Source organism: Bradyrhizobium stylosanthis (genome assembly GCF_001641335.1).
Taxonomy (GTDB): domain Bacteria; phylum Pseudomonadota; class Alphaproteobacteria; order Rhizobiales; family Xanthobacteraceae; genus Bradyrhizobium; species Bradyrhizobium stylosanthis.
In genome coordinates this window covers 1,273,869-1,297,747 of sequence record NZ_LVEM01000003.1, presented here as the reverse complement: position 1 = coordinate 1,297,747, position 23,879 = coordinate 1,273,869, and the positions used below count along the sequence as shown (strand labels likewise).

15 protein-coding genes and 2 pseudogenes are annotated in these 23,879 nt (G+C 56.3%); 6 read left to right on the top strand and 11 right to left on the bottom strand.

The genetic code is table 11. The features are described from left to right. Window positions 1-119: 119 nt before the first annotated feature. From A7X65_RS43870 to A7X65_RS25780, 4 genes are all read right to left on the bottom strand, one after another. Window positions 120-383 carry a transglycosylase domain-containing protein gene (locus A7X65_RS43870; protein WP_430643468.1) on the bottom strand — a complete coding sequence of 88 codons (264 nt, stop codon included), beginning with the start codon at window positions 381-383 and terminating at the stop codon, window positions 120-122. A gap of 1,227 nt (window positions 384-1,610) precedes the next feature. After that, entirely contained in the window at window positions 1,611-3,146 is a 1,536-nt protein-coding gene (locus A7X65_RS25790) for a class I adenylate-forming enzyme family protein (RefSeq protein WP_063690437.1), read from the bottom strand. A 275-nt stretch (window positions 3,147-3,421) separates the two neighbouring features. Next, window positions 3,422-4,111 (bottom strand): hypothetical protein, encoded by a 690-nt coding sequence (locus A7X65_RS25785; RefSeq protein ID WP_430643442.1) that lies wholly within the window; start codon window positions 4,109-4,111, stop codon window positions 3,422-3,424. A gap of 14 nt (window positions 4,112-4,125) precedes the next feature. Beyond that, the gene (locus A7X65_RS25780) at window positions 4,126-4,875 is read right to left on the bottom strand and encodes a P-loop NTPase family protein (protein ID WP_063690435.1); all 750 of its coding nucleotides are present in this window, start codon (window positions 4,873-4,875) and stop codon (window positions 4,126-4,128) included. 259 nt (window positions 4,876-5,134) lie between these two features. Here A7X65_RS25780 and A7X65_RS25775 point away from each other — a divergent pair, with 259 nt between their 5' ends. Further along, a complete protein-coding gene (locus A7X65_RS25775) occupies window positions 5,135-5,416 on the top strand; it encodes a hypothetical protein (protein WP_063690433.1) in 282 nt (93 codons plus the stop codon). Window positions 5,417-5,652: 236 nt separating this feature from the next. Here the strand turns inward: A7X65_RS25775 and A7X65_RS25770 are convergent, their stop codons facing one another. The 3 genes from A7X65_RS25770 to A7X65_RS25760 are packed head-to-tail and all read right to left on the bottom strand — an operon-like array spanning window position 5,653 to window position 9,242. Next, complete coding sequence (locus tag A7X65_RS25770; protein WP_063690431.1) at window positions 5,653-7,260, bottom strand: acyl-CoA carboxylase subunit beta; 1,608 nt, start codon at window positions 7,258-7,260, stop codon at window positions 5,653-5,655. Between the two features lies 1 nt (window position 7,261). Next, the gene (locus A7X65_RS25765) at window positions 7,262-7,765 is read right to left on the bottom strand and encodes an acyl-CoA carboxylase biotin carboxyl carrier protein subunit (RefSeq protein WP_063690429.1); all 504 of its coding nucleotides are present in this window, start codon (window positions 7,763-7,765) and stop codon (window positions 7,262-7,264) included. Window position 7,766: 1 nt separating this feature from the next. Next, window positions 7,767-9,242, bottom strand: a complete 1,476-nt coding sequence (locus A7X65_RS25760) for an acetyl-CoA carboxylase biotin carboxylase subunit (RefSeq protein ID WP_063690427.1) — start codon at window positions 9,240-9,242, stop codon at window positions 7,767-7,769. A gap of 1,447 nt (window positions 9,243-10,689) precedes the next feature. Between A7X65_RS25760 and A7X65_RS25755 the strand changes: the two genes are divergently transcribed. Then, window positions 10,690-11,058: a hypothetical protein gene (locus A7X65_RS25755; protein WP_063690425.1), complete on the top strand. Its 369-nt coding sequence runs from the start codon at window positions 10,690-10,692 to the stop codon at window positions 11,056-11,058. Window positions 11,059-11,429: 371 nt separating this feature from the next. On the opposite strand, the gene A7X65_RS42030 is transcribed toward A7X65_RS25755, so the two are convergent. From A7X65_RS42030 to nolL, 3 genes and pseudogenes are all read right to left on the bottom strand, one after another. Then, entirely contained in the window at window positions 11,430-12,071 is a 642-nt protein-coding gene (locus A7X65_RS42030) for a hypothetical protein (RefSeq protein WP_145665426.1), read from the bottom strand. A 1,002-nt stretch (window positions 12,072-13,073) separates the two neighbouring features. After that, window positions 13,074-14,163, bottom strand: a pseudogene (locus A7X65_RS25745) (IS3 family transposase). Window positions 14,164-14,316: 153 nt separating this feature from the next. Further along, on the bottom strand, window positions 14,317-15,456 hold the full coding sequence (gene nolL, locus A7X65_RS25735; protein WP_063690820.1) for a nodulation factor fucose acetyltransferase NolL: 1,140 nt from the start codon (window positions 15,454-15,456) through the stop codon (window positions 14,317-14,319). A gap of 1,519 nt (window positions 15,457-16,975) precedes the next feature. Between nolL and glmS the strand changes: the two genes are divergently transcribed. Then, window positions 16,976-18,802, top strand: a complete 1,827-nt coding sequence (glmS, locus tag A7X65_RS25730; protein WP_063690423.1) for a glutamine--fructose-6-phosphate transaminase (isomerizing) — start codon at window positions 16,976-16,978, stop codon at window positions 18,800-18,802. Window positions 18,803-18,947: 145 nt separating this feature from the next. Further along, window positions 18,948-20,258 carry a glycoside hydrolase family 28 protein gene (locus A7X65_RS25725; RefSeq protein WP_063690421.1) on the top strand — a complete coding sequence of 437 codons (1,311 nt, stop codon included), beginning with the start codon at window positions 18,948-18,950 and terminating at the stop codon, window positions 20,256-20,258. 222 nt (window positions 20,259-20,480) lie between these two features. Here the strand turns inward: A7X65_RS25725 and A7X65_RS25720 are convergent, their stop codons facing one another. Next, window positions 20,481-21,464 carry a pectinesterase family protein gene (locus tag A7X65_RS25720; protein ID WP_063690819.1) on the bottom strand — a complete coding sequence of 328 codons (984 nt, stop codon included), beginning with the start codon at window positions 21,462-21,464 and terminating at the stop codon, window positions 20,481-20,483. Window positions 21,465-22,093: 629 nt separating this feature from the next. Between A7X65_RS25720 and A7X65_RS25715 the strand changes: the two genes are divergently transcribed. Next, the gene (locus tag A7X65_RS25715; protein WP_063690419.1) at window positions 22,094-23,407 is read left to right on the top strand and encodes an LLM class flavin-dependent oxidoreductase; all 1,314 of its coding nucleotides are present in this window, start codon (window positions 22,094-22,096) and stop codon (window positions 23,405-23,407) included. Between the two features lie 85 nt (window positions 23,408-23,492). Then, window positions 23,493-23,846: pseudogene (locus A7X65_RS43240) on the top strand (6-pyruvoyl trahydropterin synthase family protein). Window positions 23,847-23,879: the final 33 nt, after the last annotated feature.

Genomic DNA, 23,879 nt, shown 5'->3' with positions numbered 1-23,879 from the left:
AATCGGTTCCAATGCTCGGTCTAGCGATCTACCGCCTGGTTCTATTTTTGACGGCTGCTCAGATGCTCGACAGCTATCTCGGCCGCAAGTTTAGATAGAGTCTCAGAATTTCATCATTGTCAGATTCCATTCAAGCCAAACCGCAAGCAACGCCTGCTTGATGGGGTGTCCAATGCCGGCCCGGGATTCAAAAGAAAAGTTCGGGCGATTTGCTGGCTTATCGAGAAATCATCCTGATCACGGGCGCCGTTCTGCGTCGCTACCAGCAGTGCGTGGAGAGCTCGTGGGATATCGATCCCGACGTAGTCATAAAGATGGCGATCCTCGGTTGCGAGCGTAGCCTTGATTTGCGCGTCGGGCAAATCTTGAAGAAGGATCGGCACGCCACGGCCAATCCCCCCGCCAACCGTCGCATCGGTCAACTGGCCGAGAAGACAAGCCGTGACATCGGAAGCCTTCAAACACTCCTCTTGGGAGCGGGAGCGAGCAGTCGAAATGGCAAGCGCCAGCAACAGGAGCAGTCCGCCGAAAGCGAGCGTCAGGACTTCGGAAGCAGGTTCGAGAAGGAGCCAGCGCTGCCACCGGCCGAACGAGATGCCGTCAACTAGCCTCGAGTATCGGTGGTAGAATTCCCGCAACTCCCTTGCGCAGGACAGTATAGCCGAGTCGGAAGGCGGTTTCCGATCGGACAAGCAATGTCGGATGGTGGGCCCCTTAGGTGGTGGAATCTGAATCACGTGGATCTTTCAGGTTTGGGTAAATGGGCCTCGGGGGATGGCGACCAAGGCGACTTTCGGAAGTGCTGCGGAAAAACTCAAGACATTTGCATGTCTCAGCTGCTCGCTACTCCCTTTTGGCACGGAGGGCAGAGGCCACTGCGTTGTTCAGTAAGCGGGCCGCCGTCTGTCGCGGCGATTGACCTTTGCTGCGCGAGTGCGAACTCATCAACACACGGCCCGATTCTATCAATGTCACGCCAGCCAGCGGCAATGATATTTCAAGCGGCCCCAGGATGAGAGGGAATCGGGTCGTGCACGTAGGTCTTACTTCAGATCGACACACCTTTCGAAAGTCAAATTGTCGGTCGCAATGACGGTCTGTCGCCGCCTCCCTGGAAAGCTGCTGAGCGCTCGCTTTCTTTGCTTGCCGTAATCCGCGAGCTATATCGAAGCAGCTGATGTTTTGAACGGGTATCTAGTAGTCTCCGGCCGTCTATGTGCATTCTGCTCTGCAATTCTTCAAGTAACCTCGGCCGACTTCATACCGAGCATGTGTGGCGCCTTCGCGCGCTTGTTGAAGCGACAAATCGACAACGCCTGATATCTTTCGCGCTTGTGTCAACTTCCGTCCCGAAAACTCGGTGATGACTCGTGACACACAGCTGCAGTCGATCTGATCCTTGGCTCAACGATGGTTGATTCGCCGACTATCCAAAATGCCCGAGGCAACGGCTGCCCGGAATATTGCTCTTCCCCGCGCCAAAACGCGATCGCTGCAAACTGAGATGCCCCGCTGGTTCTTTTGACGCATGCGGGCGACCACCACGCGCGGATGAAGCGCACGAGGGCGAGGGCGCAGGCAGCATTGCGACCACTCCAAGAGTGGGGTCATCAGTCGCCGAAATCCTTTTTATCTAATCGAGAATCCAGTCTTTTGAGTATAGCGTGCTGAACCTTGCCCAGTGCCGTTCTAGGCAATTCCTCCGGAAAGAGAATTTCGCGCGGAGCCTTGAAGCGCGCAAGATGCGATCGCACATGCGTTATGAGTGTTCCCGCGTCTACAAAGGATCCGGGCCGCCTGATCACATAGGCTATCGGCACCTCATTCCATTGGGGATCGGGTCGGCCAATCACAGCGCATTCCGCAACATCAGGATGCTCCAAAAGTACCCGCTCGACCTCCGCCGGATAGATGTTCTCTCCACCGGAAATGATCAGGTTTTTCTTACGGTCATGGACCCAAAAGTATCCGTCGGCGTCGCGACGGGCGATGTCGCCCGTACGGTACCACCCGTCATGCATAGCCTCGCGCGTGGCGGGAAGATTGCCCCAATAGTCCTGCAAAACGTTGGGCCCGCGTACAACGATCTCACCAGGAGTCCCTGCGGGCGACTCATTGCCGGCATCATCCATGACAACCGCTTCACAGCATAGTCCGGGCAGGCCGGTCGAGCCCTTTCGCGAAAGGTCTCCGCCAAGCCTTGTATAAATCGCAATGGGGCTCGTCTCCGTGGCGCCGTACACCTGGAGGACTGGCACGCGGCGGGCAACCAGGCGATCAACCAGATACTGCGGCACCGTCGTTGCGCCGACGGAGATCGCCTTCAGTGATGAAAGATCGGTACTGGACCACGTGAGATTGTCGGTCAAGGCCTGGATGGTCGCAGGCACCAGCACGGTCAAAGTGGGGCGATCATCTTTGAGGGCGGCAAGGGTAGCCTCAGTCGTGAAGCGTGGATGGATCGTGACAGTCGCGCCGAGATGTAATGCAGGCGTCGTCTGAATGTTGAGCCCACCGACGTGGAATAACGGCAAGACGGTCAGCACATGATCGTCGGGTGTCAAGGCGTGCATGTGTTGACTCATCACGCCATTCCAGAGCAAGGCCTCCTGGCGCAGCACCGCTCCCTTCGGCCGGCCGGTGGTGCCTGAAGTGTAGACGATCAGAAGTGGGTCGGCCAAGCCTGCGCAGGAATCGCGGCTGTCTCCCTCTGTTTGATCCAACAAGCCCTCCCACGTGCACGCTCTGCAAGACGCAAAGCCGAAGCCTACGGTTGCAATATCGGGCAGCGTATCCGACAAAATCGGCAGAACTGCTTCAAAGGCCTGCTCAAGGACCAGAACCTTGGCGCCAACGTTGGACAGGATGAAAAGCTGCTCGGACACCGCCAATCGCCAATTCAACGGAACCAATATCGCCCCGAGCCGGGCACAAGCGTAGAGGAGAACTAGATATTCGGGGCGGTTGAGGCTCAGGATGGCGACGCGGTCGCCTCTCTTGACGCCAAACGCACTTTGTAGAGCTTGTGCCGCCCGGCCGATGCGTCCATTAAGGTCGGCGTAACTTAAGGTGCCGCCCTCAAAATTGACCGCAGCTTTGCTAGGAGCGAACGCTGCATTGCGCTCAATCAATGTGGAGAGATTCACTTGTCATTCCCTGTGTCGTAGGTCCCGAGACGGCTCGCCCTCATTGGCGGGGCCGATGCGTGTCAGCACCCGTTAAAGGACGTGACCGGGTTACGCCGCTCAGGCGAATGCACCTAAACTGCATGCCAAAGTGTTCGAGCTGAGACGCAATCGTGCGAGTGAATTTGGCTATACCCGCGTTTGGGATCAGAGGTATTCGGCACACCGACAATTTCTACATCCTCGCCGCAACAGATCGACTCCAATTCCCGCCTTCGGACCACCTGTGTTCTGTGTCACGACGACCATTGGGGGATCACGCTCATTTCGATATCGCGAAAAATCGTGTAATTCTGCCGAATCCACTGATGAAGTTCCGACGTAGAGTCCCTCTCATGGCGTAGATAGCCGGTGAAAGACAGGCCTAGTCGGCAGATGTAGTTATGTAGAAATACCGGCAGTGCCGCCAAACGGATGACGCGGCCCTGGTTCATGGCCTCGAACAAGTCGCCGCGGACGAAGAATTCGTTATGGACGGTGATCAGAATCTGCGTCGGAATCAGCCGCCGCAGCATTTCATGCGCACGTGCCGAGACACGGTCAGTATCCGCTACGAATAGCACGATTGGTACGACCCTTTGTTGTATCGCCTCGCTCAGGAAGCCGATCTCGCCACACATCTTGAAGAACTCGTCGAATGCGTGGAAGCCAAGGTCGATCACCTTGGCCACTCCGTCGTTTAGAACAAGTCGGTCAACTAGCTGCATCTTGCCATAGGTATCCGTGACATCCGCTGTCTCTGTGATGGAAGGGAGATAGTCGAGCAAGGACGGCTCCCTTAGGTTGATGTCGAAGGAGAGCACCGCACCGTTCTTCAGCAGCAAGAATTCGCTCAAGAGCCGAGCAATCAGTGTCTTTCCGACCTGCGGGCTTGCAGAGCAGATGATGTAGACGGGGGTGGGCAAAATCGCCAAACCAGTGCGCATAGGTCCGCAAGCGGCTATCTTTCGCCCGCACGGGTCACCGACTTCGCGCCCGCGAGGTCTGTTAGGTTAATCCGGTCATACTCGCTCCAGACATTGGCAAGCCAGTGCCGTACGTAACCGCGCAACACAAACGAGAAGTTCGCGGCGTCCTCGTGTTGTCCCTTGTTCGCAACGAAATTGGCGAACGGAACAGAGGCGACCTCGACCTGTTCATAGGCCATCTCGTTAAGTTTCGGGATGGTCAGATCAGTGGCGTCTTTGATTCGGTTGAAGTAGGAATTGTAGGTCGACTGATCCCACTGAAAGAACTGGGTGTCGTTGATGAAGTTCTTGACCAGGAAGTATTTTGCGCCCCCCATGAAATCGCTTGTTTCGGCGATCTCGTCTAGCGAGGCGATGGACGATCCCAACACATGAAACACGGCGAAGGTGAGTTGGCCTGATCGGGCGGCGTCCAAAAAGCCGATGTCTCGTAGGGACGCCAGGGCTGGTGACATCAGTCCGGCTCGAACGTCGATGACCGTGACGGACAGGCCCGAGTTCAGCGTATCGAAGATCTTCATCTGGTCCGCGGTTCTCGTCATGTCGACGATTTCGGTAATCGCAGGGTGAAAGCGCTTCAGTGTCCCGCGAGGCGACTCGGTATCGAATGCGCGGGTTTGCACATTATTCGCGCTAAAATAATCCAAAAGCGTGCGAGATACGGTCGTTTTTCCCACCCCGCCTTTGTCCGCGCCGACCACAATTACAACTGGCTTGCCCATACAAGTCCTCTCAAGATGCTTGTTCTTCAATCCACGCGACCGCGAAGCGCGTCGTCTGTGTGTTTCCAGTCCTGCCTTCGACACTACGATGGCCAAAGGAGGAGATCGTCCGATTTTCGAAACATCGACAGACGCTATAGTCGCCGATGGTGCGATCCATTACGGTCATGGAAGCGCGTGTAGCTCGGTTCATGTTGGAGTTTGTATGTTTTGATTGCCATCAGAACGTTCTCTTCGGCTGGGGATTACGGAAGCCATCATGGTAGATGGCCTTGCCGCGGCTAAGTTGATCAATCAATGGTCGTCTACGGCGAGCCTCAGCAAGTCAGGCGCGATGAATCGTCAAGCCGGCACTCTTAAGAGCTTCGAGGATCTCGCATGCGACGCGCTGAGCGCCACCCTTGCGCTCGCCAATCAAGTGAGATGCCACGACTCCGGTGATGATGGCGTATGCTCTTTCGCGCTCGATCAACTCGTTCTCAACAAAGTCGCCGCAGGCTTTACAGGCGATCACAGGGCGACCGCTCCAGGGATCATGTGACATGTTTTGATCATTGGCATGACATTTCGGGCATTGCATGGGCGGGACTTCGGCAGGTGTCAGCTTGTTACTGGTTTCGGGTCGGTGGAAACAAGTGCGTTCCGCCGAAGGGGAGTAGCGCGTCGGGTGGAGTGGAAAGCTCGACTAGATTTGGAACTCTCCGACGTGTGAAGTGAGCGTCAGCGCGACGGATCGTAGGCAAACTGTGCCCAACTCGCTGCGCGCGAACCGCAAGGCTACATTCGAAAGACACCGTAGTGGGGCGCTCCAATTGGAGCATTAAGCGACGCGCTTAAGGCGATTGAGAGCGCGTTTCGGGTATCTACGGGATCAAGAATGCCGTCATCCCAAAGCTCCGAAGTCGCATAATAGGCACTTGATCGCGCCCGATACTCCTTCATAATTGGTTCTCGAATGGCTGCCAGTTCTTGGTCCGACAAGCGCCCTCCTTCACGAGCCAATTGCTTTGCTTTGACATGGGTGAGTACGCCTGCCGCTTGCTCCGCGCCCATGGCCGAAATCTGCGATTGCGGCCAGGTAAACATAAAGCGGGGATCGAACGCGCGACCCGCCATAGCGAATGTTCCTGCTCCGTGAGAGGCGTTGCAGATCACCGTAAGTTTGGGGACCGACGCTGCGGAAACGGCCATGATGAGGTTGGCGCCATTCTTGGTGATGCCATCATGTTCGTATTCTCGTCCGACCATAAAGCCAGTGGTATTCTGCAGGAAGAGCAATGGCGTTCGGTTCCTATCGCAGAGTTGGATGAAGTGAGCGCCCTTCAGAACACTGTGGTTCTGCAGCACGCCATTATTTGCAACAATCCCGATTTGATAACCTTGAAGACGCGCGAAACCGCATATCAGGGTTTGGTCATAGCTAGGCTGATACTCATGGAACCGGCTACCATCCACTAGGCGAGCGATGATCTCCAGAATGTCAAATTGAACGCGGGGATCTTTTGGAATGATGCCGTATAGCTCGGATGCGCCGTAGACGGGAAGCTCCGGAGCGGCCCGATCAACGGCTTCTTTCGTTGGATGCCTCATGTGAGCGATAATGTCCCGCGCGAGGGCAATCGCATGCATTTCGCTCGTAGCGAGGTAGTCACTCGTTCCCGACACGCTCGTATGGATTTGAGCGCCACCGAGCTCTTCGGCTGATACCACTTCTCCGGTGGCGGCCTTTACGACCGGAGGTCCGCCGAGAAAGACGGCTCCATTCCCCCGCACAATGATGTTGTAATCGCTCAGCGCCGGAACGTAGGCCCCCCCTGCAGTACAGTGGCCCATGACGATGGCGACCTGCGGCACTTCCATCTTAGAGAGAATCGATTGATTGCGCAGGATTCGGCCTGCGTGGTAGCGATCTGCGAAGAATTCCGCTTGCAGAGGCAAGAAGCCGCCGGCGCAGTCGCAAAGATGCACCACCATAAGACGGTTCTCGATTGCAATGTCCAGCGCCCGCACAATCTTCTTGACGGATAACGGATACCAAGCGCCGCCCTTCACGCTTGCATCATCCGCGTGAACGATGACCTCGCGACCAGCAACAATGCCAAGGCCGACAATCTGCCCTGCGCCTGGCACCTCACCATCGTAGGCCTTGTTGCCCGCGAGCGTTGATAGCTCGAGAAATGGAGTTTCTGGATCAAGCAGCGCATCGATCCGATCGCGAACGAAGAGCTTGTTTTGCTGCCGCAGACGCTTAAGGTCTCTCGCGGGTCGATCGAAGCGAGCGGAACGCTGTCGTTCCTTCAGTTCGGCCGCAAGTCGTCGGTTATGGAGCTCGTTGAGACGAAATTCTTGCGACGTGGTGTCCACCCGAGAGACGATCCGCTGCATGTCAGCGTCCTTCCTCGGAAAACGTAACCAAAGCCACGCCTCGCTCAAAGCTCTCGCCTACACCAAAGTGAATGCGCTCGATTGCACCGCCGCGAGGGGCACGTACGACAACTTCCAACTTCATACTCTCGACCACCATGAGCGTCGCGCCTGCGCAGACCACATCACCTTGGCAAACCGCGGTCGCAATCACGACGCCGGGCATGGGCGCGCGGACCACAAGAAGACTTGCCTGCTCGTCCAAGCTCGCAAGTTCTCGCAATGGATCGCGGTATCGCAGGATGTGTGTCCTGCCACGCATATGCAGGTGAAGTGTGTCACCGTCGATTGCAAATCTGACCGGCACGGCCTCGTTTGCAATGAAAAGGAGAGCGCTTCCGTCTGAATGATCTGAGAGTGCCACCGGCGCAATTACCTCATCGCCCAAGTGAAGGCGATAGTCGTGTTGGCCGGGTGAAAGCCACAATTCATAGTTCTCGACATTGAGCCCAAAACAGTGCTTCACGTCAGTTTCTCCACTTGCCGAGCTCCGCGTGAAGCCTGGGCACGGCGTCTGCCGAATTCCGAACGCTCCTCGTCAGGAGTGCCCCGGCTGCCAAAATGGCGGGCAAGTCGCTTCCACATGGGCCTATGGCCAGGTGCGGATGTTCATCGAGATAACCGGTATGGATCCAGCCGCTCAAGAATGTGTCGTCCATGAGCAGCCGGGCCAGAAAGTCGGCGTTCGTCTCGCAGCCAAGAAGAACTAGCTGTCGCATCGCATGTGCCGCCTTTAACGCGGCTTCACGGCGTGTAGTTGAATGTGCGACGACTTTTGCGAGTATCGAATCAAATGCGGGCGTGATCTCCTGACCTTGGACGATACCGCTATCGATGCGCACGCCGTCGCACTCTGGGTACTCCAACATGAGAATCTTTCCGGTGGTCGGCGCGTATTCGCGTTCAGGGGCTTCAGCGTATAGCCTCGCTTCAATTGCATGACCTTTGGAGACGATGTCGGATTGCGAAAATGTGAGCTCGTGCCCTGCTGCGATATGGAGTTGTTGGGCAACGAGATCGACGCCAGTGACCATTTCAGTCACAGGATGCTCGACTTGAAGCCGAGTATTCATCTCAAGGAAGTAGAACTCTTGTCCATCAAAGATAAATTCGACGGTCCCTGCATTTCGATAGTTGGCGCTACGAGCGATGCCGACCGCCATTTCACAGACCCGTTCCCGCAATTCTACGGATAGGGCAGGCGAAGGCGTCTCCTCGATGATCTTCTGAAAGCGGCGCTGCACCGAGCACTCGCGTTCGAACAGGTGGACGACATTTCCGAAGAAATCGCCTAACACCTGCACTTCGATGTGGCGTGGTTTCTCAACATAGCGCTCCACGTAGAGACGGTTATCTCCGAAGTAGCGCAGCCCCTCGCGTCCAGCTTGAGCAATTGCATCGTCGAGGGTGTCGAGATCGCGCACGATCCGCATGCCCTTGCCACCACCGCCTGCCGAAGGTTTCACCAGCAAAGGTAAGCCAAGGGCCCGAGCTCTGGATGTGAAGGTTTCTGGTTCGTCTTCTTCAATAACTGAGGGCGCGACCGGAAATCCGATCTGCTGAGCAAATCTCCGGGCGCGGATCTTATCACCCATCAGCTCGATGCATTCGGGGGCAGGCCCGACGAATGCAATGTCGGCCCCTGCGACGGCTCTCGCAAAATCGGCGTTCTCCGACAAGAACCCATAGCCAGGATGCAACGCGCCGACATTAGCTCTGCGGGCGGAGGCGATGATTTGCTCGGCGTCAAGATAGGCAGCAATTGGGGAAGAGCCCTCGATCGCGATTGCTATATCCGCCATGGAAACGGCTGGTGTGGCTGCATCCACACCGTGGTAGACGATGGCTGAACGTAAGCCCAACTGTCGCAAGGTCTTTAGGATACGGACGGCGATCTCGCCTCTGTTAGCGATCAGAACTGTATCAAATGGAAATTTCTGCATTCGCGCTAACACAAATCGGCTCTTAGGTTTTGGAGAGCTGTCAGGTCTGCACGAGACCTTCGAGGCTATTTCTAGTCACGACGCGCTAGCGACGATCCTGTGGATCGGGGCACGTGGCGCGATTGCGACACATTGGTGCGATCGTCACTTAGAGTCCGTCTTCACTTTTGTGCCGTCATGCGCCGACATCACGTACCGACACTGGACACTTAAGCTGCTGAGCTTTGTTTTGAGACAAGCAGCGATTGCAGCGACATCCGGTATGGCGCCGCTACACAACCGAAACACATCCGGGGTGCAAGCTCGTTTCTCCTCCTCCGTAGCCCCTCGATCTCGGGCCACAGCACCTAGAGAACTCATTGCCAAAAAGGCAATGAAAGCGGTCACATGCCGACCGGCTCTATAGCTTCGCGGAAAAAAAAGTTGCCGCCTTCGATTCACGATATCCTCTTGAGAGTGCCCGGCGCCCCACTAGCCTTCTTGTGAGGTTCAATGGTGCGTGTCTGAGAAAGTAGGCTAGGCTCGGATTGGCCGCACTTCCGGGAGGACGGCTGAACGCGCCGCCAGAACTCGGGTTTGATCCATCAGTCGGTTCACCGCAGGATCAAGCGTGACGGAGAATGCATCCGAAGGTGGCTAATAAGGGACAATCGCTACTCGTCATGGATGCGAGTCAACTGCGCCCGACTATCGCCACCAAAAATGTTCTGCGTCGGACAGCCTCGTGGCCCATGGGAGTGTGCTGCATCATACCAAGTCAGTTTGTGAGGAAGAGTAGACGGTCCAATGCGGCCTTGAGCGTCTAAACGGACCCGAACTCTCTCGCAATAGGCGAAAGGAGATGTACTCAACTCCGGCGTCCCTGTGGTTCGGCCAAGATGGACCAAAAACGGCAGGAAATTCCACGCATGTAGGAGGTTTGGACCGTCATAGTGTCGTGCGGTGTAGATCTGAACAGGCTGAGACATCGGCCATCCTTGTACTCGTCAGAGGCGTCGGTCCGCCGGAGACCATCGCTACTTGTTCGAGATCATACAATTTGACGTTACGTGCGGTTCAACCCCTCCGAGCCGGTGGTCCGATGAAATTTGTGAATTACTATGCCGGTGACAGCCGCTCACGCGCGACTGTCTACAAATTTGCTTCACGGTAGACGGAAGAGACATTCGAAGCGGCTCGCCCGATGGCGGCGCACCGTGCAGATCATGCGAAATCGCTCAGAGCTAGGGATTGCTCCGCCGCAAACGCGGCCAATAGGAAGTGTACGAACTGCTGTTGGCCTATTCGGCTAGCGATTGCTGCGTCGCTAGTTGAAGGCGCTCAGGTTCGAAATGTGAGCAAGGTTGCAGCCGGGACTACTAGATCTGGTCAAGACGAGAAGAATAGCTTGAAACTCACGTAACGTCACATTGTAGGCGTGGATAGCGGAACACGAAAGGTGCGCGCCATGACCCACATGCTACCAATTTACACGCTCGGTACAGAGCACAGCATCATCTTGCCCGGAGCTCATGATACCGTAGCCGACAAATGCGGCCGCTCTGAGAATGGGCAGGAGAGAGCACAAAACATATGGGCCTACTGCTTCTCACCTCAGGATCGAATCAAGTACATCCGCAAAAATCGACAGCAGTTTGAATTTCACGACTACCGTCAGATGATTGACGTCGTTCGGGGCCGCTGCTTTACCGGGTGCGCATCAGATCTGGTCAACTGGCGCCGTCAAGTCAGGGTAAGTGCGTGGCGCTTCGCTTTATTGTTCTGCGTCGCCACGTGGATAGCTATTGTCCTTGCCGTGATTCGCGCGCTGAGTTGAACGGTCGCGGGCAGGGAAGCTGCGAGCAAACGGACTTTAGTTAATGGGCTCGGATCCAGAGCGCGAGAAAGCTTGCGAAACCGAAACGATCGCTGCCAACAATGATCAGGCTGATCTCTATGGATCATTGGGCTTAGGCAGCGGTTAGGCGAAGCAGAGGCTTCGATGAAGATCCAGCCATAGCTGGCGTTGGGTCGCCTAGCCGTGAATTGTCGCGCGGGTGAACGGATCAGACATTTACGATGTGCTCGAGATCGTGGAAGTGTCGAGCCGTCCACACGGAGGCGAATGCGGCTCGACGTCTCCTTTTGTAGAATCAGTTCTCTGCCTGGATCGCGCTATGGCGCGGCGGAGGAGGTGGATCGGCTATATCAAGCGGCAGTGACAAGGGCGGTAATCAACTTAATAAGAAGTTCCGGCTCGACTTGATCAATAGATGCGCGTTCTAGAATGAGTTTGGCGATCTCGATCCGGTTAATTGGAGTTCGCATGCTTGGAGGTAATGCCAAGACGGCCCCATCAAAAAGCTGTCCCAGAGTGGAAAGCTGTTCCGGCTCGTACAGTGTTCCGTGTTTCTCTTCGAGACGGTTTGCATCGCCTCCGTTGAGCGCACCACCGGCTTGCTCGTCGAGGTGCGAACACATGCCGAGCTTCGCCTTTACCAGCTCGCTTGTAAGCGCATTGAGCAATCGGGTCGCTTCGAGCGCGCTCTCGTCCTCACAGATCAGTCTGGCAACCTCTTCAATTTGCGACTCAATGGTTTGTTTTAGATATTTAACGTGCGAATCCCGGAAGGGAGGGTGATGAGCACATTCTCCTGAGGGTGACGCAGTGACGATATGTGTGGGAACGTCAGCCTTCAGTCGAACGGAAATTGAGTTGGTGAAAACTCGGAGAGGAAGAGCGAAAGATCGAATGAGTTGCGTAAAAAAACCAAACGTCATCTCCCGATAGGCTTGATTTAGGGGCGCCGCCGTCGTGGATTTACTGGACCCGTATACACTCATAGTCATGGCTGCCTCATGCATCATTCTGGCACAGGAATCTACCTTCACCGTGCTGACCTCCAGCGCGGCGTAGTTGCGGCTTGACAAGACACTGCTGGCAACCGTTCAAAAGACCATTCTTGAGCCTTACCGTTGCGTAGGGGCCAACTAGGCTGCCGAGAGCAACTGACCTTAACAGTCGACGGTTAATCCTCACGACCTGCACCATCCCCCAGATCAATCGCCGTTTTGACTAGCAGCCTTCAGCAGGGTTGGTAAAATTGATTGTTATGATGGAGGCCATTCATCTCGTGGATAGAACTGAGCGGCCCATTGAGTCTTCCGGCCTCTCTCCGACCTGATGACTCCAGTAGACGCGTACTGCTCGCTTGCCTGCCAAATTCCGGCCGCGACGAGGAGGGGCTGCGAGAACGACCGATTCATCAAATCATTCGCTCTATCCACCCGACCGTCGACGCGGCGACGTGGGTCTCCTTTGCCATTCTTGATCCTACAAGCTGACGCAGCGTGCGTTTCAACCCCTTTCTGCGGGCTCGCATAAGTCATCTTAATCTGCCATGAGCGCATTTGCATCTTGAGGGTGAGCTGAGGCGGCGTCTTCGCGGCATGGCACAAAGGCGAGATGTTGATCGGAATTGCCCGCAACGCGACCAACTTTGCCGCGCTGCCCATCAAATCCGGCAGATCTTTTCAACAGTAGTTGCCCATTTGAAAAGTGTTGCGGAAAACGGAGAGGATTAGAGAAGAGGACAACTGAACCTATTCATTGCAGCTGCCTAGGTGCAATCGCTATCGTAAGCCTACAGCGCGCTTCTCAAGGACTCGTCGGTGATCACGCAATTCGCTTATCTCACGTTCAGCTTAAGTGTAGAGACAAGCCTCACAAGAGGCCGAACCGCTACAGCCGATTGCCTGCCACTGAAGTTTCATCAGCGGCAATTAAAGTCTCGGGGGTGTTGCAGTGAGACCGACTTTGGGCCACCGAGAACCAGAGTTTTGCGCCTCTGATCACGCCGGCGGGCTGGTGGCGCCGACGTGGTTTTGCAGCAAAATCGGCGGCTGATTGCCGATCGCCCCGTGGGGCCGTTCCTCATTGTAGTATCTGCGCCAAGTCTCCACTTTTCCCTGGGCGTCCGCAAGGGACAGGAACCAGTGGGCGTTGAGGCATTCAGCTCGGAAGCGCCCGTTGAAGGCTTCGATGAAGGCGTTGTCGGTCGGCTTGCCCGGCCGTGAGAAGTCCAGCGTGACGCCGCGCTGGTAGGCCTACAGGTCAAGGTCGCGCGACACAAACTCGCTGCCTTGATCGACGCGGATCGTCGCCGGGAATCCCACTTCATTACAAACCCTTTCCAGTATTGCCACGACATCGGTGCCGCGGAAGGTGAACCGCGGCTCCAGCGCAGGCGAGAAGCGGGAGAAGATGTCGATGATCGTAAGCACCCGGAGCTTGCCGCCGGTTGCCAATTGGTCATGGACAAAGTCCGTCGCCCAGGTCTCATTGGCCCGCGTCGCCGGCCGACGGTCATCGCGTAGTTTGGCCTTGTCCCGACGCTTGCGAGACTTGTTGCGCAATTGCAGGCCCAATTCGCGATAGATGCGACGGATATTGTTCTGGCCGTGACGCCACCCCTCACGGCGCAGCATCACGTGAACGCGGCGATAGCCGTAGCGTACACGGAAATGGCAGATCTCCTTGATCCGATTTTCCAGAGCCGCCTGGCCGGAGCGACGGTAGGTCGATCGATCGAACTCGAGGGTCGCGCAGGCCTTGCGGATCGACACCTGCCACTCACCACAAACCTCGTCGACGAGCTTGCGCTTCCGACCAGGCTTCGCAGCTTTCGGCGGATCAGGTCCTGCAGCATCTCCTTGTCGAGCGACAGATCCGCCACCAGCTTCTTCAGCTTGGCGTTCTCGTCCTCAAGCTGATTCAACCGGCGCATTCGGTCGGCAGCAGTCCGTCGTACTTCTTCTTCCAATTGAAATAGGTCGCCTGGCTGATCCCGGCCTTGCGGCAGATGTCCGCAACCGGGACCCCGTCATTGCCCTGCTTCAGGATAAACGGCTTCTGGACGTCCGAAAGCTTCGAGGCCTTCATCGTCTTCCGCTCCTCCCAGCCGAGTGGATTCGGCAGCGCAAGACTCTAACCAAAAATGGGCCAGTTTTCCGGTCTCAGATCACCGACGCCGAGCAAAGTCGAGGCCGGGCGGTTGCGCGACGACGCCGAGCCTTCAAAGTTCGCTTGTGCCAGCTATCGCTTGGTAGGTTGCGCAGTATAGCTTTCACCACAGTTTGGCACAGCAAACTGAGTGTTTGGCAGAGTTGAGCGTGGCTTCGCTCCGAGGACAAGTCGCGACATGAATCCAAAGCCGCTCACACTCCGGCGAACGCTTATCCCGATCACAACGATCGTGACGCCAAGCGCAATTGCGGCAGCTATTCTAGCCGGAAAATTCCAAAGTTCTCTAAAGTGGACGAGGTCCATGAGTCGAAAGAGGCTTGCTTGGATAAGGTAGAGAACCAACGTGCTCTGACCCAGCTCCACGGCGATAAAGCGAGCAATCCGACTTGAATGGGAAAATTGCCAGCATCGCAGCACCACCTCAAAGGCAACGGCAGAGGCAGCTGCAGAGCCAATGAACATCAGCAATACTTGCCTCGCCGACTGCACATCGTAGACCAGAACGAGATTGTTGTAGACATAAGTCTCCATGCCCCAGGCAAGGAAGCATACGAGAGCCAGACCAGAGAGTAAAAAGAATAAAATCAATCTGTGACGTAAAAGAGCGCTCGTCCGCCAGTCAGACCTGGCGAGTAGGAGCCCGAGGCAAAAAAACGGATAGGTGTACCTAATCAACGGAGCAATCGAAAATGTAACGGGTGCGAACGCGACTAGGACTGCAGATATGGATATGATCCTTGTCGAGCCCAGACCGGCGGCGCTGAGAAGCCCAACGAGAAGAAAAGAAGCAAAGTTTGCCCAAACGAACCAGTATGCGCCTGCCAATTCGCTTGGAAAGCCCAGCAGACCGCTTGGCAGAGCGGGCGAAAATACAGCCAACTTAACTGCTTCCATGAGCGTGGACCAGAAAAGCACGGGCAACAGTAACTGAATCGCGCGCTCCTGGACGCCCCGAGTGAACGTTTTTCGCAAGAGCGCGCCCGAGGAAAGATATCCGCTTATTCCCATAAAGAGAGGCATGTGAAACATGTAAATTGATTTGAAGTACGGCGAATACCAATACTGATTATCTCGGTACATGATATATTGTAAAAGATGGCCAATCATGACCAAAATAATGAGAATTCCTTTAGCGAAATCAAAACTCAGGTCTCTGTCGGGTGAGGTCGACCTGCGTTCTGTCGCGGCTGTTGCTGTTTGATCAGTCATCAAAGCTCTAACCATTTGTACGTGCCGGCGTCGTGCGCGGCGCGTTCCGATCTTTATGATTTATGATTTCCATTCATCAAGGAAGAGGATCGCGGCTCTTGCGAGGGGCGACAGAGGCCGCAGAACGCTTTCATAACATTTAGGGTTCTCCGGATAAGCCCAGAGGGGCTCTCATAGCAATGGGTCCTTTGTCAATCCGGAACGTATACGGGTGGGCGGCTCATCGGATATTTATCGCACGGATCTCTGGTCCGGCTTGCCCTGCAAGAGCACGTTAGGTGTTCCCCCAGACTGCACTAGCAGGGCTTTAGAAACTTGTGATCCTGCTCTTTCCGAGTCCAGAAAACGGGATTCGTCTCGTCGAGCGGCTTACGTTTAGTTGGTGCGTGTCATTGCTGTCGGCGCAGCTGCACGATTAGAATCGAGCTTGGGTCAGAGGGCATGCCGGCCAGATCGCCGGCCTTTCCAGATTATTAAGATGCTGCAGCCGTGCGATCTCGAGGTCGAATAAGAGTAGCTGCATTATCCATAGTGTAGATGCTGCCCATTTACACAATCGATTTTACTAGTCACGTAGGATCTTGCATAACGGAGGCCTCGGTTTGGAGAAGAGCCTTCGGTCTAATCTGAATGGTCATCGATCTTCGGCTGTGCGAGCAAACGTTCGGTATCCAGCGCGCATAAGGTCAGTGCTCGTTCGGTCTGCCTTATTCGGTATGTCTGACTTTCAAAACCACGGGGGCGTGGCGGAAGAACTGCACGTTGTCACAAATTTAGATACGAGCACGAAGTTGAGTTCGTTGAATGGTCTAATGGAACAGAAGAGAGAAATTTACGTTGGAAGCGGACATCGGCCTTCTGTGGCTAAGGTTAGCGGCGAATGCCATCGCCGCAAATGGACCGCCGGTAGCATCCCTCTCTCTGCCGGCGGAAGTTGGTGCGATGTATAGCAGCGTCGCTCCTCCGAGACTGACTTCTGTCCGGCCACCAAAAGTGGCCGGGCTTCTTTTGCTGGCGGAATATGAGCGAGAGCATGAAGGCGGAAGCCTGAATCAGGGTTCGCTTCATTCCGGCAGCAGCGGTGCACCTCTTGAGAGCCGGGCTGTTGCATCATGAATGATCCTCGGCGCATTCGGCGATTCGCGACGAGATATGTCCACGCGGTAAGTCTATTGCGACTACAATTGCTATCGTCGTTGCCAGGAGAACAGACCAAGTGTGTATCGGCTCGCGACCAAATGGAGCATCGATGGGCTCCGACATGGCTATCTGATTTACCTCGAAACTGTCGTGTCATTTGCGGCATTTGTTGCTGGTATTCGGTCATGCTCGCTAGGGCCTCGCTGCGGTTCGGCGAGCCGAAATTGATGAATAGACCTCACGCGTAGAAACACATGAGAGTAACTGGTCCGACAGCGGGCGCGGCTAATATAAATGTTAGCGCAGGCACTCGAGTGTCGCAAAACAGTGACGCGGAATTGAGAATCAACGTTTCAAAGATCTGGGGGTATTGATCCGCATGTGCGGGATTGTCGGCATTCTCGGGCGCCGGCCGGTTGCAGAGCAATTGGTGGAGTCGCTCAAGCGGCTTGAATATCGCGGTTACGATTCCGCGGGTGTGGCTACGCTGGAAGGCGATCATCTGGAGCGCCGCCGCGCCGAAGGCAAGCTGAAGAACCTCGAGGCGCGGCTGCGTGACAGGCCGCTGAAGGGGAGCAGCGGCATCGGCCACACCCGTTGGGCCACCCACGGCAAGCCGACCGAGCACAATGCCCATCCGCACACCACCGAGCGCGTCGCGGTCGTCCACAACGGAATCATCGAGAACTTCCGTGAGTTGCGTGAGGAGCTCGAAGCGAAGGGTACGGTGTTCCGTACCGAGACCGACACCGAGATCGTGCTGCACCTTGTCGACGAACTGCTGGCGCGCGGCAACAAGCCGGTCGAGGCGGTGAAGCTCGCCTTGAGCCGGCTGCGCGGCGCGTTCGCGCTCGGCTTCATTTTCGCCGGCGAGGACGATCTGATGATCGGCGCCTGTAACGGTCCGCCGCTGGCGGTCGGCTACGGCGACGGTGAGATGTTCCTGGGCTCGGACGCGATCGCGCTTGGCCCGTTCTCCGATACGATCAGCTATCTCGAGGACGGCGATTGGGTCGTGCTGACCCGCAACAGCGTTGCGATCTTCGACAAAGACGGCCGTGCCGCCCAGCGTGACAAGATCAAGCATGCCGCATCGACCTCGCAGGTCGACAAGGCCAATTATCGCCACTTCATGGCGAAGGAGATTCACGAGCAGCCCGAGGTCGTCGGCCACACGCTGGCTCGCTATGTCGACATGGCTTCCGAGCGGGTGTCATTGCCGGTGAAGCTGCCGTTCGAGTTCCGCGAAATCCAACGCATCACGATCACGGCCTGCGGCACGGCGAGCTACGCCGGCTATGTCGCAAAATACTGGTTCGAGCGAATGGCGCGCCTGCCGGTCGAGGTCGATGTCGCCTCCGAGTTCCGCTACCGCGAAGCTCCCTTGCGCAAGGGCGATCTGGCGATCTTCATTTCGCAATCGGGCGAGACCGCCGACACGCTCGCCGCGCTCCGCTACGCCAATGCCGAAGGCGCGCACACACTCGCCGTCGTCAACGTGCCGACCTCGACGATCGCGCGCGAAAGTGAGACGGTGCTCCAGACGCTCGCCGGTCCCGAGATCGGCGTCGCGTCGACAAAAGCCTTTACCTGCCAGCTCATGGTGCTCGCCTCGCTCGCGGTCGTGGCCGGCAAGGCGCGCGGCGAATTGTCCGATGAGGAGGAGACCAAGCTTGTGCACGGCCTGGTCGAGGTCCCGCGCCTGATGGCAGACGCGCTGACCACCGAATTGCAGATCGAGAAACTGGCGCACAGGATCGCCAAGTCGCGCGACGTGCTCTATCTCGGCCGCGGCACCAGCTTCCCGCTCGCGCTCGAAGGCGCGCTGAAGCTGAAGGAGATCTCCTACATTCACGCCGAGGGCTATGCAGCCGGCGAGCTCAAGCATGGGCCGATCGCGCTGATCGACGAGACCATGCCGATCGTGGTGATTGCGCCCCATGATAGCGTGTTCGAGAAGACGGTCTCCAACATGCAGGAGGTCGCGGCCCGCGGCGGCAACATCATCCTGATGACGGATGCCAAGGGCGCGGCTGAGGCGACGGTCGATTCGCTCGCCACCATCATCATGCCTGACATGGCGGACGCTTTCACGCCGATGATCTATGCAATCCCGGTGCAACTACTCGCTTACCACACGGCCATTGTGATGGGCACCGATGTCGACCAGCCGCGCAACCTCGCCAAATCCGTGACCGTCGAATAAGCCCGACAGAACGCGCCGATCGTTTCTGGCCATCAAATGTGGACCATCATAACTGCGCATCTCACGTCGATTGGAGACCACAGAAGTTTAAGTTGCTGACGGGCGCCGGTGAGCGACCGAGGGAGTCCGCCAGACGAGAGTTGGTATGTTGGTCCGTTTGCACTGTTGCGCCTTGCTGTCGATGATAGCCGTCATGGGCCTTTCACAAGCCAGGGATCGCCGCGCGGTCGCCGAGCCCGTCGTACCTAGCCGTATCTGTGCCCGGCTGGCGCCATCGAGCGAAAGCGTCACTGATAGGCTGCAAGATGCCCTGGCTCACTGCCCCGCCGGATCGACGGTTTACTTGGCGGGCGGTATCTTCCTCTCAGGCCCTCTCGAGATGAAATCTGGAGTGATGCTATGGATCGAGCGTGACGCCACGCTTATCGCTCTCGCGCAGCCGAAGGCCTATGACAAAGGCTCTGGAAATTGTGGTCGCATCGGAGGCAAGGGCGACGGCTGCCGGCCATTCATTAGCTTCTTCAAAACACGGGGAGGCGGCATCTATGGCGATGGCATAATCGACGGCCAGGGCGGCGCGCTCATGGTCGGCGCCGGCGAGAGTTGGTGGCAACTGGCACGGCGCGCGCAAACAGAAGGTGGTAATCAGAACGTCCCGCGCCTCATCCAGGTCGACCGTGCCCAGGACATTACTTTCCATGGCATCACACTGCGCAATGCGCCGAATTTCCACGTGGCGATGAACCGGGTCGAAGGTGCGACGTTTTGGGGCGTCACAATCGATACACCGGCGGATGCTCGCAATACAGACGGCATCGATCCTGGCGCCAGCCAGGATGTGACAATTACTCACTGTAATATCCGTACTGGAGACGACAATGTGGCCATCAAAGCCGGAACCAATGGTCCCGTTCGCTATATTTCCATTATCGACAACTACTTCGGCTGGGGGCACGGCATGTCGATCGGTAGTGAGATTAGCTCAGGTGTCAGCGACATACTGGTGCACGGCCTGACCCTGGAGGGCACGACGTCCGGCCTGCGCATTAAGAGTGACGTCAGCCGGGGTGGACTGGTGGAGAGGGTCACCTATGAGAACGTATGCCTGCGGAACAACCGATGGCCTATTTATTTCGATACACGCTATGATCCCCAGGCGCACGGTGACGAAATTCCGGTCTACCGACAAATCGCTCTGCGCCACGTGCGTGGCGGTGATGGTGCACTGGTGATGCACGGACTCGATCTAGCCCATCCGCTTGAGATTGAGCTGGAGGATGTGCGATTTGCCGAAAGTGCGACTTGGCAGGTGGAAAATGCGAATGTGGTAGGTTCAGGCGTGTGGCCGCCTTTGCGGGATGGCCAAGGGCCAGTGTCATCCAGCGTATGGGAAGGTTGTGCAAAGGCATTCTTCAAAACGCCCAGCAAACGCACGATCGGCAGCGTGCCCCAATAGAATCTATTGCATCGTGCTACGGCACGGGACGAACCAGAGGAACAGGGTTCTCGCCTATATGGCACCGATCACCTCACCGGTTACGATCGACTGTTCCGAAAAGCTGACGAAGCGCGCGGGGGCAACCGTAATAAATAGTGGAGCGGTGCACAGGTGTGCGCGCCCGATCCAGAGCGGTGCAGGTGCAGATAGACCAAATTCCGCGACCGCCTCATAGTTTCCCTATCTTGATGGAGGGTTCGGCAGCCAATTCGTGTCATCAGCAAAGAACGCTTTGAGCGACCATTGCTTCGCCTCCTGGTCGGTCAGCTGATGGGAATAAGGTTCTCGTCCTTTGGGATTGGCGCCGATACCGGTTGATTGGTATTCGGCATAGTAAGCGGTCTTCAGCCTGTTAGTCTTGGCGCGATCCCACTCGCTCCAGCCCTCGGCGATCACCGGCGCATTCATCCGGGTGGATAAAAAGATTACGGTAGCGTAAGAGCGCCAAGGTCGGCCAAGGGCGATGCCATGCGCGGCGCGATCAGCGGTCAGGGTGCAATGGTCGAAAACGTAGGCGCTTTCTTCGTCCGGCGCGTCTTTGCTTTGTGCTGTATAGACCACAGCCTGGTTGGCGATGCCGTGCAGCTCACAACGCTGGAAATAGGCTTTGGCGTTGCCAAATATGTAGTCGACATGTCCCTCAATGTAGCAGTCCGAAAAATATTGCCGTGTTGTTCGGCCGTTCGGCGCTTTGCTGGCGAATAGTGTGTCCTGTGCGCCGAGCAGGCGGACGCGAGTGATAACGTCCTTGTCTCCGGTAACAGACAGCGCAACGGCCTGCGACGGCGGATTGGCCGGATTTAAAGAATAGTCGTTTTGTATTGTGACATTGTCGAGCCGGAAGTCATCGCCTGATGCTTCCATCGTGGCGGAATGAACGGTTCCGCCCACTTTGATGGCGCCGTCACCGTAGACGACCACCGTGTCCTGCGGCTTCTCGCCGCCGCCTCTGATGTGAACGCCAAGCTTGGCAACCTTGACCTTCTCGCGATAGATGCCCGGCGCGACTAAAATGTCTCCGCCTCGAGGGGGCAATGCGTCTACCGCCTCCTGGACGGAGCGATACCCCATATGGCCGGATTGCGAAACCAAAAGTCTCTCAGCATTTGCCTCCGAGAGGTGGAAGCACCCGGCCAGAACCACGTACATCAAGAACAGTCGCACAATGCTCTCTCTTCGTAAGGCTAGCGTCAGGCTGTCTAATCCGGGCGCTGGACTCACCTGGATGCGCTGCTCATTCAAGCCTTATGAACCTGCACCTTAGCGGCTTCCCCATTCTACTTTGAAACGCACCGTCGGCAATTCAGTCGTGAATGATGATCGACCGCGTCCGCGTCGGCTCGAGGGCGACAGAAAATATCATGAGACTTCGATGCTCGCATCGGACGCTTCGAACTATCTCTCTCAAAGAACTTCATGTCGGAAACACGACATTAGCGTGAAACTTCGTCGCCGGTCGACGCAAATCGTTGCCTTCTTTTCCTCAATTAGGGCCATGTAGGACATGGCACGCCCATTGCTCGTAGACAGTAAGAGCCGTCACGACAATAGCCTTGTTGCACTCGCTGGCGGGAGTTCAGACGAAAAAACGCCGTCCGGACGACGCTCTGCCAAGTCCGACTTCTCGTTAGCTTGAACAATGGCAGCAACGCTTCGTGGGGACGAGAATTGTGAAGTAGATCCGAACATTCGGGTTACGTGGTGCCAACCGTGGTGATCGACGGCGCGAGAACACGTATCACATCTGAGAAATATCAACCGATTTACGCCCGTTCCGCCACGGAGGGAAACAGATGAAGCTTGGAGTGTTCTATGAGCACCAATTGCCGCAACCTTGGGAAAACGGCGGCGAGGAACATTTGTTCGTAAATGCTTTGGAGCAGATCGAGCTCGCTGATCGGCTCGGATACGATTTCATCTGGCAAGTTGAGCATCACTTCCTGGAGGAATACTCCCACTCGTCCGCACCGGAAGTCTTTCTAGGCGCCGTTTCGCAGCGTACAAAGAATATCCGAATTGGGCACGGAATTTGTCTTTCCCCGCCGCACTACAATCATCCAGCGCGGGTAGCTGAGCACCTCGCCACGCTTGATCTGATCTCCGGAGGACGCGTCGAGTGGGGGACTGGAGCATCTGCCTCGTTAATTGAGATGCATGGGTTTGGTATAGACCCCGACCAGAAGACTGCCATGTGGTGCGAGGGCGTCGAGCAGACGGCCAACATGATGGCGATGCGGCCGTATCCTGGATACGACGGGCAATTCTTCAAAATGCCGCCCCGCAACATCGTCCCAAAGCCGATACAGAAGCCGCACCCACCGCTCTGGATGGCGTGTTCGCGGCGCGAGAGCATTTTGCGCGCCGCGCGTCACGGGGTAGGAGCACTGGTTTTTGGGTTCGTCGAACCGTTCCAAGCGAAAGTCTGGCGCGACGAATACTATGAGACGATAAAGTCCGACGAATGCGTGCCAATCGGTCATTCGGTGAACGCCAATATCGCAACACTTAACGGCATGATGGTTCACGAGAATGCCGAAGAAGCGATGCATCGTGGTATCGACGGCTTCAAGTTCTTCGGATATTCGATCGCGCATTACGCGATCTATGGCGAACATCGTCCTGGGCGCACGAATTTATGGCGGCGCTTCCAAGCGATTAAAGATGACGTGAAAGAGATACCAGGCTCGGGAAGCATCGGCCGGCCCCAAGACGTGCGAGACCATCTCATGGGCTATGCCGACGTCGGTATCGACCAGATGATCTTTATCCAACAATGCGGACTGAATAAGCACGAACATATCTGCGATGCGCTCGAGCTGTTTGCCAGAGAGGTCATGCCCGCACTAAAAGAACGGGAAGACGAGCGCGTTCGACAAAAAGACGAGGAGCTGGCGCCCTACATCGAGGCGGCGCTAGCCCGTAAGGCCTTGATGCCGGAGCTGAACGAGAAGGACATCCCAAACGTTGAAGCTATGGGTATCCTACTCGAGCGGCGCACAGGTAAGGACTATGCTACGGCGGGCGGTACGTTCGCGGATCCGACCCGCGGAGGCGCGATCGCGATGGTTTCGCGCGAAATATTTGCCAAGGCAGCCAAGGTCGAATGATGGAGCAGAACTTGCCTGAGGTCATGTTCGGTCGTCGCCATATTCGCAACGGCTGAGGCTCCAAACTGCAACCATCTGAGAAACGATGACGATACCACAGGCGTTCAGGTTCGAGGCAGCCCACTGCCTTCCCAATGTGCCGGCCACACATAGGTGCAGCCGCACCCACGGGCTCCTATCGAGTCGGGGTGCAGCTTGATGGATACGTGGACCCGGTCACCAGAGTCGTCATCGATTGTCCTTACCCGGAGGAGTCCTTTATCGAACTGGTGAATCTCTTGATCATCGATATCTGAATGAAGTTGAGGGACTGAATAATTCAATTGCAGAAAAAATCGCTGCGTGGATCTGAAAAAGACTGCATCGCTTATTTACGCAAATCTCGTCCGTTCGAGTCTATGAAACCTCCGATGCCTGGGCCGAATACGATGGACGATGACATAAGTCAGTCTCTTCTTGGCTTCTATGCCAG

Coding starts and splice junctions, on each gene's coding strand:
- nolL (WP_063690820.1), bottom strand. CDS start 15,456: ATGACTGATCAAACAGCAACAGCCGCGACAGAACGCAGGTCGACCTCA.
- A7X65_RS25755 (WP_063690425.1), top strand. CDS start 10,690: ATGACCCACATGCTACCAATTTACACGCTCGGTACAGAGCACAGCATC.
- A7X65_RS25760 (WP_063690427.1), bottom strand. CDS start 9,242: ATGCAGAAATTTCCATTTGATACAGTTCTGATCGCTAACAGAGGCGAG.
- A7X65_RS25775 (WP_063690433.1), top strand. CDS start 5,135: ATGGTAGATGGCCTTGCCGCGGCTAAGTTGATCAATCAATGGTCGTCT.
- glmS (WP_063690423.1), top strand. CDS start 16,976: ATGTGCGGGATTGTCGGCATTCTCGGGCGCCGGCCGGTTGCAGAGCAA.
- A7X65_RS25780 (WP_063690435.1), bottom strand. CDS start 4,875: ATGGGCAAGCCAGTTGTAATTGTGGTCGGCGCGGACAAAGGCGGGGTG.
- A7X65_RS25785 (WP_430643442.1), bottom strand. CDS start 4,111: ATGCGCACTGGTTTGGCGATTTTGCCCACCCCCGTCTACATCATCTGC.
- A7X65_RS42030 (WP_145665426.1), bottom strand. CDS start 12,071: ATGACTATGAGTGTATACGGGTCCAGTAAATCCACGACGGCGGCGCCC.
- A7X65_RS25770 (WP_063690431.1), bottom strand. CDS start 7,260: ATGCAGCGGATCGTCTCTCGGGTGGACACCACGTCGCAAGAATTTCGT.
- A7X65_RS25715 (WP_063690419.1), top strand. CDS start 22,094: ATGAAGCTTGGAGTGTTCTATGAGCACCAATTGCCGCAACCTTGGGAA.
- A7X65_RS25725 (WP_063690421.1), top strand. CDS start 18,948: ATGTTGGTCCGTTTGCACTGTTGCGCCTTGCTGTCGATGATAGCCGTC.